At 66.8% G+C, this 11,959-nt stretch carries 13 protein-coding genes; 4 read left to right on the forward strand and 9 right to left on the reverse strand.

From position 1 onward, the window contains the following. Positions 1 to 88: 88 nt before the first annotated feature. Both ald and ACFC4D_RS33900 read right to left on the reverse strand, forming a co-directional pair. Positions 89 to 1,189: an alanine dehydrogenase gene (gene ald, locus ACFC4D_RS33895; RefSeq protein ID WP_376069288.1), complete on the reverse strand. Its 1,101-nt coding sequence runs from the start codon at positions 1,187 to 1,189 to the stop codon at positions 89 to 91. Positions 1,190 to 1,246: 57 nt separating this feature from the next. Then, complete coding sequence (locus ACFC4D_RS33900; protein ID WP_376069291.1) at positions 1,247 to 2,029, reverse strand: MBL fold metallo-hydrolase; 783 nt, start codon at positions 2,027 to 2,029, stop codon at positions 1,247 to 1,249. A gap of 71 nt (positions 2,030 to 2,100) precedes the next feature. On the opposite strand from ACFC4D_RS33900, the gene ACFC4D_RS33905 reads away from it, so the two are divergent. The 4 genes from ACFC4D_RS33905 to ACFC4D_RS33920 all read left to right on the forward strand — a co-directional run bounded on the left by ACFC4D_RS33905 (position 2,101) and on the right by ACFC4D_RS33920 (position 4,651). Further along, positions 2,101 to 3,057, forward strand: coding sequence for a GlxA family transcriptional regulator (locus tag ACFC4D_RS33905; RefSeq protein ID WP_376069293.1), 957 nt, complete (start codon positions 2,101 to 2,103; stop codon positions 3,055 to 3,057). A gap of 2 nt (positions 3,058 to 3,059) precedes the next feature. Next, a complete protein-coding gene (locus ACFC4D_RS33910; RefSeq protein WP_364638095.1) occupies positions 3,060 to 3,575 on the forward strand; it encodes a gamma carbonic anhydrase family protein in 516 nt (171 codons plus the stop codon). Between the two features lie 142 nt (positions 3,576 to 3,717). After that, complete coding sequence (locus ACFC4D_RS33915; RefSeq protein ID WP_364638098.1) at positions 3,718 to 3,891, forward strand: hypothetical protein; 174 nt, start codon at positions 3,718 to 3,720, stop codon at positions 3,889 to 3,891. A 127-nt stretch (positions 3,892 to 4,018) separates the two neighbouring features. Continuing rightward, positions 4,019 to 4,651, forward strand: coding sequence for a TetR/AcrR family transcriptional regulator (locus ACFC4D_RS33920; RefSeq protein WP_364638101.1), 633 nt, complete (start codon positions 4,019 to 4,021; stop codon positions 4,649 to 4,651). Between the two features lie 2 nt (positions 4,652 to 4,653). Here ACFC4D_RS33920 and ACFC4D_RS33925 read toward each other — a convergent pair whose 3' ends face one another. From ACFC4D_RS33925 to ACFC4D_RS33955, 7 genes are all read right to left on the reverse strand, one after another. Beyond that, entirely contained in the window at positions 4,654 to 5,988 is a 1,335-nt protein-coding gene (locus tag ACFC4D_RS33925) for an acyltransferase family protein (RefSeq protein WP_376069296.1), read from the reverse strand. Further along, on the reverse strand, positions 5,985 to 6,884 hold the full coding sequence (locus tag ACFC4D_RS33930; protein ID WP_376069298.1) for an SGNH/GDSL hydrolase family protein: 900 nt from the start codon (positions 6,882 to 6,884) through the stop codon (positions 5,985 to 5,987). The genes ACFC4D_RS33925 and ACFC4D_RS33930 overlap by 4 nt, the downstream gene beginning before the upstream one ends. 11 nt (positions 6,885 to 6,895) lie before the next feature. Beyond that, positions 6,896 to 7,291 carry a hypothetical protein gene (locus tag ACFC4D_RS33935; RefSeq protein WP_375968326.1) on the reverse strand — a complete coding sequence of 132 codons (396 nt, stop codon included), beginning with the start codon at positions 7,289 to 7,291 and terminating at the stop codon, positions 6,896 to 6,898. Positions 7,292 to 7,504: 213 nt separating this feature from the next. Further along, positions 7,505 to 8,155 carry a DedA family protein gene (locus tag ACFC4D_RS33940; RefSeq protein WP_376069301.1) on the reverse strand — a complete coding sequence of 217 codons (651 nt, stop codon included), beginning with the start codon at positions 8,153 to 8,155 and terminating at the stop codon, positions 7,505 to 7,507. Positions 8,156 to 8,537: 382 nt separating this feature from the next. Further along, the gene (locus ACFC4D_RS33945) at positions 8,538 to 10,037 is read right to left on the reverse strand and encodes an MFS transporter (protein WP_376069304.1); all 1,500 of its coding nucleotides are present in this window, start codon (positions 10,035 to 10,037) and stop codon (positions 8,538 to 8,540) included. A 165-nt stretch (positions 10,038 to 10,202) separates the two neighbouring features. Further along, positions 10,203 to 11,012 carry a thioesterase family protein gene (locus tag ACFC4D_RS33950; protein ID WP_376069779.1) on the reverse strand — a complete coding sequence of 270 codons (810 nt, stop codon included), beginning with the start codon at positions 11,010 to 11,012 and terminating at the stop codon, positions 10,203 to 10,205. Positions 11,013 to 11,136: 124 nt separating this feature from the next. After that, the gene (locus tag ACFC4D_RS33955; RefSeq protein ID WP_376069307.1) at positions 11,137 to 11,952 is read right to left on the reverse strand and encodes a MerR family transcriptional regulator; all 816 of its coding nucleotides are present in this window, start codon (positions 11,950 to 11,952) and stop codon (positions 11,137 to 11,139) included. Positions 11,953 to 11,959: the final 7 nt, after the last annotated feature.

Genomic DNA, 11,959 nt, shown 5'->3' on the forward strand with positions numbered 1-11,959 from the left:
CCCCATACTCAGCCTCCGGGGGCCCCCCCCAACCTCTGTGGGGGCCCCCCCCACCACTGTATCCAATCCGCAGTGATATCCGTCCGCGCTAACTGCCGACCGGATGCAGGCCGTGGGCCGCCGCGACTTCCGGCGAGTACAGCTCCCCCGCATCGGCGGTGAGCCCCTGCGCCAGACCGTGATCGGCATCGCAGGCCGCGCGCCACCCGCGATCCGCGATGGCGTGCACATACGGCAGCGTGGCATTGGTGAGCGCCACCGTGGCGGTGTGCGGTACCGCGCCGGGCATATTCGCGACGCAGTAGAACAGTGAATTCGCCACCGGGAAGGTGGGTTTCGCATGGGTGGTGGGATGTGAGCTCTGGAAGCATCCGCCCTGATCGATGGCGATATCCACCAATACCGAACCGGGCCGCATGAGCGCGACGAGGCTGTCCGGCACCAGCTTCGGCGCGCGAGCGCCCGGCACCAGCACCGAACCGATCACCAGATCGGCGGCGGGAACGGCCTTTTCGACCTCGGCGGCATTGGAGCCGATGGTGGTGATCCGCCCGGCGAAGCGCGCGTCGAGCTCACGCAATCGCGCGATATTGGTGTCCAGCACCGTGACTCGCGCCCCCATGCCGACCGCGACGCTCGCGGCATTGACCCCGGCGACCCCGCCGCCCAGTACCACCACATCGGCGGGCCGCACCCCGGGAACCCCGCCGAGCAGCACCCCTTCCCCGCCCTGCGGTGCCATCAGCTGATACGCCCCGACCTGGGTGCCGAGTTTGCCCGCGACCTCGCTCATGGGCGCGAGCAGGGGCAGCGACCCGTCCGCCGCGCGCACCGTCTCATAGGCGATGGCGGTGATTCCGGAGTTCAGAATCGCCTCGGTGCATTCCCGCGACGCCGCCAGATGCAGGAAGGTGAACAGCGTCTGCCCGCGCCGCATGCGCGAATACTCCTGGGCGATCGGCTCTTTCACCTTCAGGATGAGATCGGCGGCCGCCCAGATCTCATCCGCGGTTGGCAGGGTGCGCGCACCGAACCCGAGGTAATCGGCGTCCGGGAAACCGGAGCCGATTCCGGCCCCGGTTTCGATCAGCACCTCGTGTCCGCCGCGCACCAGCTCCCCGGCTCCGGCCGGGGTCAGCGCCACCCGGAATTCCTGCTCCTTGACTTCCTTCGGTACCCCGATTCGCATACCGCCATCGTGTCGCACGTACGGCCTCACCTGCGTGAACGCCACGAAGCGAATCGGCTAGCGGGCGGCCAGGGTGAGGGTTTCGCCCGGGGTGGGAATCCGGAGCTGATCCGCGCGGCCCGCGTAGGCGAAATTGCGGGCGAGGTAGTCCAGCGATTCGGAGAAGTGACCCCAGCCCTCACCGTGCACCGGCACGATGACCGCATCGCCGAGCGCCTTGGCGGCACGAACCGCACTGCGCCCGTTGAGGGTGACATCGCTGTCCCCGAAGCGATCCACATTGGCCGCGCCCACGAACAGGATCGCCGTATCGATCCGCCCGATGCGATCGGCGATCTGCTGCACCAGGTCCACCGACGCGTTGTCGCCGGAGACGTAGACGGTGGGCAGACCCTCACCCTGGAGGACGAATCCGGTCACGACCCCGGAGAACGCTTCCGCGCCTTCGGGCCCGTGCAGTGCGGGCACACCGGTCACGGTGACGTCGCCGATCCGCACCGATTCCCAATTCGCCAGTCCCTGAACGCCTTCCAGGCGTCCGGCGGCATCGTTGGTGGACAGCACCCGCGCCACGGTGCCGAGGAATTCGCGCCCGGAGTTGTCCAGGTTGTCGGCGTGCTGATCGTGCGAGAGCAGCACCACGTCCACCGGCCCGACCTGCTCGACGGGGATGGCGGGACCGGTGAGCTTGTGCAGCGTGATCGGCCCGGGGTAGTCGCCGGGCGCGTCGAACGTCGGATCGGTCAACCAGGTGAGGTTGCCGTAGCGCAACCGCACGGTGGGTCCACCGATGTGCAGGATGTCGATGGTGGCGGTGGTGTTTTCGATCGTGTTCGTCATGAGAACGAGCTTGCTCCGCATGGACAGAGCACAACAGTGGCCCGGAGGCCGCTTATCGATAAGATCGGGCCATGCGTTCCGTTGCGGTGCTGGCGTTCGAGGGCATCAGCCCGTTCCACCTGTCGGTGCCGACCCTGGTGTTCGGCCGGGTCGGCGCGGGCGGCGACTCGTCGTACCGGGTGGACGTCTGCGCGGAACAACCCGGAATCCTCTCCACCCCAGCGGGTTTCGACATCATCGTGCAGCACGGCCTGGACACCCTGGAGCGTGCGGAGACGATCATCGTGCCGAGCTGGGAGCGGGATCGGCAGTTGACGGATCCGACCCGGGACGCGCTGCGCCGCGCGCACGCCAATGGCTCCCGCATCGTCGGCCTGTGCCTGGGCGCGTGGGCCATCGCCGCGAGCGGTCTGGCCGACGGCCGGGAGATCACCACGCACTGGTCCGCCGCCGACGAATTGGCCCGCGCCTATCCGGCCGTGCGGGTGCGCGCGGACAGCCTGTGGTCCGATCACGGTGATCTGATCACCTCCGCCGGCGTGGCCGCGGCCCTGGACTGCTGCCTGCATCTGGTGCGCACCGATCTCGGCAGCCGCCGGGCCACCGAACTGGCCCGCGCCCTGGTGCTGGCCCCGCACCGCAGCGGTTCCCAGGCCCAGTACATTCCGGTGGCCGTGCCCGAGGCGATGGATGACGATCCGCTCGAGCACGCCATGGTCTGGGCGCGAACACATCTCGACGAGCCGGTCGACCTGGACACCTGGGCCCGCACCGCCCTCATGTCCCGCCGCACCTTCACCCGCCGCTTCCGCGATCGCACCGGTTCCAGCCCGCAGCAGTGGTTGCTGCAACAGCGCCTGGACCGTGCCCGCCTGTTGCTGGAGTCCACCGACGACACCATGGATCGCATTGCCGCGGAGTCCGGTCTGGGCACCGCGGTCAATCTGCGCCACCATTTCCATCGCCAGTTGGGCACCAGCCCGGCGACCCACCGGACACAGTTCCGGCGGGCGGCGGTAGCTTCCTGATCATGAAGATTCAGCTCGGCGATAACGCGCCCCAGATCGACGAGAGCGCGTGGATCGCGCCCAATGCCACCGTGATCGGCCGGGTGAAGCTGGAAGCCGATGTGAGCGTGTGGTACTCGGCCGTGCTGCGCGGCGATCTCGAGGACATCTCCGTCGGCAAGGGTTCGAATATCCAGGACGGCTCGGTGCTGCATGCCGATCCCGGCTTCCCGTGCACGGTCGGGGCGGGGGTTTCGGTGGGGCACAATGCGATTCTGCACGGCTGCACCGTTGGCGATGATGTGCTGGTCGGCATGGGTGCGACGGTGCTCAACGGCGCGGTGATCGGCGCGGGCAGCCTGATCGCGGCGAACGCGCTGATTCCCGAGGGTGCGCAGATCCCGCCCGGGTCGTTGGTGGCGGGTGTGCCGGGCAAGGTGCGGCGTGAATTGGGTGAGGCCGAGCTGGATCGCATTCGGCTGAATGCGGCCGTGTACCTGCACAACACGAGCCTGCACCGCAACGGTCAAGAGGTGTGACTACAGGGGGTGTGTGATACCCCCCACACTGAACAAGCGACCATATGGCCCGCTGTTAGCATTCGTCGAAGCGTTCCCGGCGGCCCGGGCTGTGCCGCCGCTTGCCGGGTGCGTGCTGTGCGCTAGCAGGAGGTTTCATACGGTGTTGTACGAGCAGAACGGTATACACCGACGGCCGATCAGCGTGGCCGATATCGCGGCCCAGCCGGGTGGCATCGAGGCATTACAGCGGCGAGTACACGAATTGCGTTCCAATGGAATCGATTTCGCCGCCAATGCGATCGAGCGCGAGATGAGCGCACTGAACGTCCAGTGACTGGACAGTAGGTTCACGGCGAGCGCCCGGTTGGCGTACCGCGATGCGATAATGCGGGTTGATCTTTCCCGCCACAGCCGTGGTCCCCGCAATGTCGCGGATGCCAACCGAATCGACTGGAGACTCGATGCCGTCCGTGCCCGCCATCCTGCAACGCATTCTGGAAAAGCCGCGGGCAGAAGGCGAACAGCTGCTGGAGAGCGCGCTCTCGGCCTTCCTGGATTTCGGCATCAAGCGAACCAGTATGGGCGAGATAGCGCGTCGCGCGGGCATCAGCCCGGCGACGCTGTACCGCCGCTTCGAATCCAAGAACGATCTGGTGGAGGCGGTGAGCGTGCGCGAGGCGCAGCAGTTCATCGCCGAGATAGATCAGCGGGTACGCGAGGTCTCGCACAATGGCCAGGCCGGTGAGGAACAGCTGGTCGAGATTTTCGTCGCCTTCATCACCAATCTGGCCAATAACAAACTGCTGCAACGCCTGCTGCGCACCGAACCCGATGTGATCCTGCCTCGGCTCACCACCGAGGCCGGGCCGGTGCTGGCGGTCGGGCGCACCTATCTGGCCGAGAAGCTGCGCGGGCTACAGGAATCGGGCAGTGTCCCGGATTTCGACGCCGATCTGGTCGCCGAAGTCCTTGCCCGCCTGGGCCAGTCGCTGGCGCTCACCCCGGACGGGCTCATCCCGCTCGGCGATGAGCGCGCCGCGCGCGAGTTCGCACGGCGCACCATCCTGCCGATGATCGGCGTACAACCCGCCTGAAATCACCCGGCCCGCACCGGTTTCGCGGTGGATCTGCCCGCGAACCGGCGCATGATCGGCACATCCACCAGGTGGTAGAGCAGCGCGCCCAGCGCGAGCGAGACCACCAGGCTCAGCAGTGAGAATCCGGCCCAGCCGAGGATGCCGAACCGCTTGCCGCCGATGAGATATCGGGTGATCACCACCATCACCGGCAACTGCACCAGGTAGAACGCGAAGGTGATGTTTCCCAGCCATACCAGCCGGGGATGCGAGGTGATCCCCTTGATGCCGTGCATATCCCGCGCGCCGAGGGTGGCGACCACCGCGGTCATGGGTGCGAGCATGAGCGCGGACATCTTGTAGTTGACCGGCACCACCCAGGTGGCGGCGTAGGAGAGCGCCAGCACCAGCAGCGGCACCGTCAATCTCGTAGTGCGCCAGCGTCCTTCGAGCACCATGCGCGCGGCCAGCACGCCCAGGTAGAACTCCGGCAGTCGCGAGGCCGGGAAGGTGTAGCTCAGCCAGTACGACGGTGAGACCGGGATATCGGGCTGGGCGAACCAGGCGGGTGAGGAGTGCAGTTCGTAGTACGGCGAGGTGTCACCCGGAACCAGCCGGGGCACAAAGATATTCGCGATCCCCTTGGGCCCGTCGGCCCACAGGTAGCACGCGGTGTGCAGCGCCAGCACGAACAGCACCAGCAGGCCCATCGCGAGCAGCAGTCGCCGCGAGGGAATCCGCCGGATCAGCGGCAGCGCCAGCGGGAAGCTCAGATAGAACAGCACCTCGGCCGCCAGCGACCAGGACGGCACATTGAGCCCGCCGACCATGGTCCACTTGGGCACCCAGGTGTGGATCAGCAGCAGATTCGGCGCCCACACCACCAGTCGATGCAGCGGAACCCCCGCCGCCACAATGAATGCCGCCGCCCCCAGCAGATGCGTGGGGTAGATCTTCAGCACCCGTCGCCGGTAGAACCCGCGCACCGAATTCCCGGGCCGGAACGACCAGTAGATGATGAACCCGGACAGTACGAAGAAGAAGGTGACGCCCGCCGCGCCCAGCTGCATCGGAAACCATTGGTGGATGGTCCGGAACAGTTCGGACTTCTGGAACGGATATACCGGCAGGAATACCAGCGCGTGCACGGTGAATACGGCGCAGGCCGCCCACCAGCGCGCACCGGTCAGCGATGGCAGCGCCGGGCGCTCCCGATTCGCCCGGGCCGCAACGGTTTCCGATGCGTCACCGGACGTCGCGGCCGGTGGCTGCGCCGCGCTGGCCGATGGTGGTGCGGACGCCGCCCGGGCGACCACGTCCTCCGCGCCCGCGGCGAGTTCCGGTGAGGTGGTCATCGGCCGTACCTCTCGTAGACCGCGTTCGCGACGACCGCGTCACCGTGGGCGGAGGGATGGAACGGCAGGCCGCCGATATCGGTGCGATAGTCCAGCACCCCGTTCAACCACGGGTCGGCCGAACACAATCCGTGGCCCAGTGTCGGGGTGCGGGTGTCGAGGAAGTCGATGCCCAGCAGGGCGGCCGCTTCGCGCTGTGCCCGATCGATGCGATCGAGGTATTCGATGGCGGCCTCGCCGCGCGGCTGTATGAAGGGTGCGACGCCGAAGAGGTTGATGCACAACGTGTTCTGCCCGGAGGGGAACAGTTCCGGATAGCCGACCAGCACGATGCGCGCGTTCGGCGCGTAGTACTTGATGTAGGTGACCACATTGCTGATGCGCTGGGCGAAGACGGCGCCCGAGACGCCGCGGTAGTCGGTCATCCGGCCCTGTTCGGCCGCTTCCGGACCACACCCGTCGATCAGATTGAGAATGCATTTCTGCAGCGACCACCACATGATCATGTCGGTGTCGCCCCAGCGATCGTTGAGCCCGATCTGCATGGTCACCAGTTTGGTGCGCGGCCCGAAAGCCCCTGCCTTATCGGCTTTTTGGGCCTCCATGGCGAGGGTGTAGCCGGGTGGGGTGTCGATCGAGGCCCCCGGACAGGATGCGTCCAGATAGTCGGCGGGCCGCATGAGCCCGACCAACTGCTGTGGCCAGGAGGTATCGCTGTGCACGCATTTGGCCTCCTCGGAGAGGAAGTCCCATTTATTGGCGGTGTATGAATCACCGAGTACCACAAGCTCTTTGCCCTCGGGCGCGGGATCGGCCGTCGCGAACCCGGTCCCGGTGACGACGGCGGTTGCCGCCATGGCGACGGCGCACAGCCAGCGCCCACTCCTGCCGAACAATTCCAGCTCCCTCAGTATCCGGCGCGCGGTTCGAACCCGGGCACGGCCAGGGTGGGGGGCGCGGGCTTCTCGACGGTTTGGGCGGGCAACTGCTGCACCGGTTTCGGCGCGGGCGCGACGGGTTCGGGCGCGGGCGGCTGCGCGGGTACGACGGGTTGCGCGACCGGCGCTTCGGTCGGCGCGGGCGCGGGCACGGCGGTACTCGCGGGTGCCGCGGTGCTCGCGGCCGCCGCGCTGGTCACCGGCGCCGCGCTGGTCACCGGGGCCACCGCGGTCGAGGTTTCCCCGGCCGATTCGCCCGAATCGGCGCTGCCGCCGCAGGCGACCGCCCCGCCGATCACTGTGAACGCACCGATCACGGCCGCGATCGCGCGGAGGGTTGATCGGACTGGGGCATGAGACTTCATGGCAGACCCTCGAATCATGAACTGAAGTGTTCGCTATTCACTTGCGCGGAAGTGTACAAACCCCCCGACCCCACCCCACCCCGATTCGCCCAAACCCCGCGCCCCCAGTTCCGTGGGCATCGCCACCAAGGCCGTGTACTCGATCCTTTTCCGTCCCGAGCCGAGGTCCTCGGGCCAGCCGGAGGCCGCGGTGCGCGATGCGATGGCCGCGCCCTAACTCCGTTCGATGGTCTCGGGCTCGCAGGGCTCGGACACCGCATTCGCGGCGTTCCGGTGTTGCCGCCACTTCCAGTAGCCGAACGCGAGTAGTGCCAGGACCGGGATGATGATGGCGAGGCCGGAGTCGATTTCCCTGGCGATCACCGTGAATGACTGTCCTACCAGGTAGCCCGCCAGCACCAGGGCCGCTCCCCACAGCAGCGCGCCCGCGAAACTGGCGGCGAGGAAGCGTGTGTACGGCATCGCGGACATGCCGACCAATTGCGGGAGCATGGTCCGGAAGAAGGCGCTGAACCGGCCCAGGACGATTGCCCAGCCGCCGCGGCGTTGCAGGAAATCTCCCGCCCTGTCGAAATTCTTGCGATAGCGGCGCAGGATCTCCCACTCCAATACCCGCGCGCCGTAGATCTTTCCGATGGTGAATCCGATACTCGCGCCGACCACCGCCGACAGCACCACCAATGCCAGCGTGACGCCCAGATTCAAATGTCCCTGGCTCGCGGCCACCCCGGCCAGAATGGCGGCGGTATCGCCGGGCACCAGCAGCCCGAATACCATCGCCTCCTCGGCGAATACCAGCAGCCCGATCACCAGGTAGGTCCACACCGGTGAGAATCCGAGTATTCGCTGCACGAGCGAGTCCATGCCACGACGCTATCGGTCCGCCCACTCCGATTCGGTAGGACACTCCTCCACCACTGAAAGACGCCGGTAGCGGATCCCTACTTCCCCTACCGGCGTCCTCTTGTCAGCGGCTGACGCCGCGGCAAGTCAGATATTGCCTACCGTTGCGGCGGCGCTACCCGTTGCACCGGCGGCAATGGCGCTACCGGAGCAGAGCCCCGCGAACAGAAGTGCCAGGAGCATTACGAAACCTTTCGAGCAGTGCGTGAATTTCGGAGTGTCTGATGAGGACTCTCGAAAAGTACTGCCCCGCAAGCGAACATCCGATACCCTGAGCGATTCTCCCGGTAACCTCCATGACGATCCCCAGTAATCTCTCAGGCCCCGGTTCGTCGATTCTGTGCTAGGTCGAGAACGGCGAACCCGCACCCTCGGCGCGGGTGCCGCTCTTGCGGCCGGTCGCGGCGAGCGGCAGCGCGATATCCTCGAGCGAGCGGCCTTCCGCGTCCACCGCCAGCGCCCGGGCCACCAGCCCGCCCGTGATCATGACCGCGGCGCCCAGCAGATAACCGATGGCCAGGCGGCCCGGATAGGAGCCGTCACCGATCAGCGCACCGTAGATGACCGGGCCGAGCGCGCCGAAACACTGTGCGATGGCGAAGAATACGGCGATCGCCTTGGCGCGCACCTCGAGCGGGAAGATCTCGCTCACGGTGAGGTAGGCGGCGCTGGCGCCGGCGGAGGCGAAGAAGAAGATGACGCACCAGCAGATGGTCTGGGTGATGGCGTTGAGGACGTCGGCGTAGAACAGTCCCGCCGAAATGGCCAGCAGCACGCCCGAGAGCAGATAGGTGCCCGAGATCATGGCGCGTCTGCCGATGGTGTCGAAGAGGTGTCCGATGGTCAACGGCCCCAAGAGATTTCCCACCGCGAAGGCGATCAGGTAGATCGGGGTGGATTCGGACGGGACACCGTAGAACTTGCCGAGTACCAGCGTGTAGGTGAAGAAGATCGAGTTGTACAGGAAGGACTGGCTGATCATCAGCGTGGCCCCGAGAATGGCGCGGCGCGGATATTCGCTGAACAGCACCCGGGTCAGCGCGACGAAGCCGATCTGGGTGGCCGGTTTGACCTCCATGGCCTTGGATTCGTCCACTGCCGGAAGCGTTTTCCCGGCGGCCTCGACCTCGTGTTCGATTTCGGCGATGGATTTCTCGGCGGCTTCCGCGCGGCCGTGCATGATCTGCCAGCGCGGGCTTTCCGGCAGATGCCGCCGCACCAGCAGAATCACCAATCCGAGTACCGGGCCGATCAGGAATCCCAGCCGCCAGCCCAGTGACAGGCTCATATGGTTGAGCAGAATGTAGGTGCCGATGGTGCCGATAATCGCTCCGGCCCAATAGGTTCCATTGACGGCGATATCGACCCGGCCGCGATATCGCGCCGGAATCAATTCGTCGATGGCGGAATTGATGGCCGCGTATTCACCGCCGATGCCCATTCCGGCGATGAAGCGCGTCAAGTACAGGAACGCCACCCAGCCCGCCCCGTTGCCCAGGGTGAAGGCGGTGAGCCCGCTGCCGATCAGATAGATCGCGAGGGTCACCATGAAGAGATTGCGCCGCCCCAGCCGATCGGACAGATGCCCGAACAGCAACGCCCCCACCACTTCTCCGGCGAGGTATATCGTCGCGATCAAACCGACCGCCGCCGAGGACATATTGAGCGTTTCGGGTTTGGTCAGCGTATCGGCGACCGCGCTGGCGACGGTGATCTCCAGCCCGTCCAGCACCCACGCCACGCCGAGCGCCACCACCAGCCGGGTATGAAACCTGGACCACGGCAACCGGTCTATCCGCGCCGGTACCAGTGTCCGCACCACCCCGTCCGCCACCTGAGCCATCCCGACCTCCAAGTCCGAACCCCGCAGAATCCCGACTACCCGGCCCAGGCCAGCGCAAACACCACACTGTCAATGACCGCACACCCGGGTGATCAGTAGCAGGCCAGACCTTACAGCCGTGACCGCCGACAACCCGGCAATCCCGCTGCGGCGGATGCGAACCGGTCAGTCGCGGGCGCGCACCTCGAGGATTTGCAGAGCGCGGCCGATCGGCCCCTGTTCGTCGTGCAGCACGGTGGAGCACATGCCGACGCCGTCCGGTCCGATGGAGGTGGCGACCGACAGTCCGATCCACTCGCTCACCGGGAGACGGAACAGATCCACGGTGAGATCGGTGTTGAGGAAGGTGTACTTCGCCGGATCGAGTTGCGCGCCAATACCATTGGCGAGATCGGCGACCGCGAACACGGTGCCCAGCGGCGTCACCGGCTCACCGTCGACGACCGCGCTGTGCGAGCGCACCCAAACATGGCGCGCCCCACCGGAATCCGGCAGCGCGCGAATATCGACGGTCCGTACATAGCCCACATCCCAGCCCGCCGGAATGTCCCAGCCGATCTGCGCGGCGGGCGGAATCGGCGGTAGCGGGGCGTCTGCGGTCAGCGCGACGCTCGCGGTATCGGTGGTCGCGATGCGCCAGGCGCTCGCCTTGGCGACCACCCGCCGGGTGCCGTCGGGCAGCAGCGCCGCGAGCTCGGCGGCCACCAGTTCGATGCGCTTGCCGGGCCGCTCCACCCAGGCCCGCACATCGATCTCCGCGACCGGAATCGGCCCGAGGATTTCCATGGTCAGCCGGGTGACCCGCATACCCTCGCGGGACGCGCACCGCTCCACCGCCCGAGCCAGCAGGGCCGAGGGCGGCGCACCGTGCTGCATGGTGTGCGCCCAGACGCTCACCGTGGATTCGGTGGCCAGGTACCGTTCGTACCCGCCCTCGACGGCTCCGACCGGTACGAAGTACGCGGGTGTTGCCACTCGATCGCCGGTCTCCGCCGCATCGGTCCGGGTCGTCTCGCTCACTTGGCTCACCGAGCCAAACTACCAACCCGTTCGATTCGCTAATCACCCCTGGCGGTCGGGCGCGGGCGCACCCGTGATCTCAGTCCAGCGGTTTGGGTGTGCCGCGCTGTTCGGCGGCGGTTTCCAGGTAAGCGCCGAGCTCGGATTGCAGTACGCGATCCAGGGCCTGCGCGAGGCTGGTCTGCACCGCGGTGACACCCAATTCACGCAGGTGGTTGAGCATCTTGGTGAGCGCGGCGACCTCGGCGTCGGTATCGGGCAGCCAGCCGGGACCGTGGTCGGCGACGATCTGATCCTTCGCCGAGACGACCATGAGCCGGGCGATGTCCTCCACGCGCTTGACCACCGCGGCGTAGACGTCGATCAATCCGGTGAGCCCGTACCCGTAGCCGTGCAGTGCGGCGAAGGTCGCCAGCAGTTCGGGCTGGGTGAATTCGATGGTTTCCTCGTGCAGCCGGGCCAGCCCGACTTCGGCGAGGCGGTCCAGTTCCTCGGCGGTGACGGGCGCGGTATCGCCCTCGCCGAGGAAACTGTCCATGAGTTCGCGCGGAACCTCCAGGGGCTCTTCGGGTTTGCCCCAGGTGGCGGTGACGGCCTGCTGGAGTCCGAGCACTTCGGACAGATCCTTGCCGGTCTCCCAGCTGGTGATGAAATCGCCGATGTGCGCGGTGGTGAACCCGCGTTGCAGCAGCGCGTCGATGATCTTGAGCCGCGCCAGATGCGAATCGTCGTAGATCAGGGCGCGGCCCGCTCGCCGCGTGGGCGTGGTGAGCAGGCCGCGTTCCTGATAGGCGCGCACATTGCGGCTGGTGGTCCCGGCGGCGCGGGCGAGATCATCGATGCGGTAGTCCGCCATCCTGGTCTCGCCCTCCCCGTTTCCCGATAGCCGGTCCATGTCGTGT

This window comes from Nocardia sp. NPDC056000 (assembly GCF_042269265.1).
GTDB lineage: Bacteria > Actinomycetota > Actinomycetes > Mycobacteriales > Mycobacteriaceae > Nocardia.

What these genes read in the sequence shown, in the direction of transcription:
- ACFC4D_RS33920 (WP_364638101.1), top strand. Translation starts at nt 4,019, where the DNA reads ATGCCGTCCGTGCCCGCCATCCTGCAACGCATTCTGGAAAAGCCGCGG.
- ACFC4D_RS33910 (WP_364638095.1), top strand. Translation starts at nt 3,060, where the DNA reads ATGAAGATTCAGCTCGGCGATAACGCGCCCCAGATCGACGAGAGCGCG.
- ACFC4D_RS33900 (WP_376069291.1), bottom strand. Translation starts at nt 2,029, where the DNA reads ATGACGAACACGATCGAAAACACCACCGCCACCATCGACATCCTGCAC.
- ACFC4D_RS33955 (WP_376069307.1), bottom strand. Translation starts at nt 11,952, where the DNA reads ATGGACCGGCTATCGGGAAACGGGGAGGGCGAGACCAGGATGGCGGAC.
- ACFC4D_RS33935 (WP_375968326.1), bottom strand. Translation starts at nt 7,291, where the DNA reads ATGAAGTCTCATGCCCCAGTCCGATCAACCCTCCGCGCGATCGCGGCC.
- ACFC4D_RS33945 (WP_376069304.1), bottom strand. Translation starts at nt 10,037, where the DNA reads ATGGCTCAGGTGGCGGACGGGGTGGTGCGGACACTGGTACCGGCGCGG.
- ACFC4D_RS33940 (WP_376069301.1), bottom strand. Translation starts at nt 8,155, where the DNA reads ATGGACTCGCTCGTGCAGCGAATACTCGGATTCTCACCGGTGTGGACC.
- ald (WP_376069288.1), bottom strand. Translation starts at nt 1,189, where the DNA reads ATGCGAATCGGGGTACCGAAGGAAGTCAAGGAGCAGGAATTCCGGGTG.
- ACFC4D_RS33905 (WP_376069293.1), top strand. Translation starts at nt 2,101, where the DNA reads ATGCGTTCCGTTGCGGTGCTGGCGTTCGAGGGCATCAGCCCGTTCCAC.
- ACFC4D_RS33925 (WP_376069296.1), bottom strand. Translation starts at nt 5,988, where the DNA reads ATGACCACCTCACCGGAACTCGCCGCGGGCGCGGAGGACGTGGTCGCC.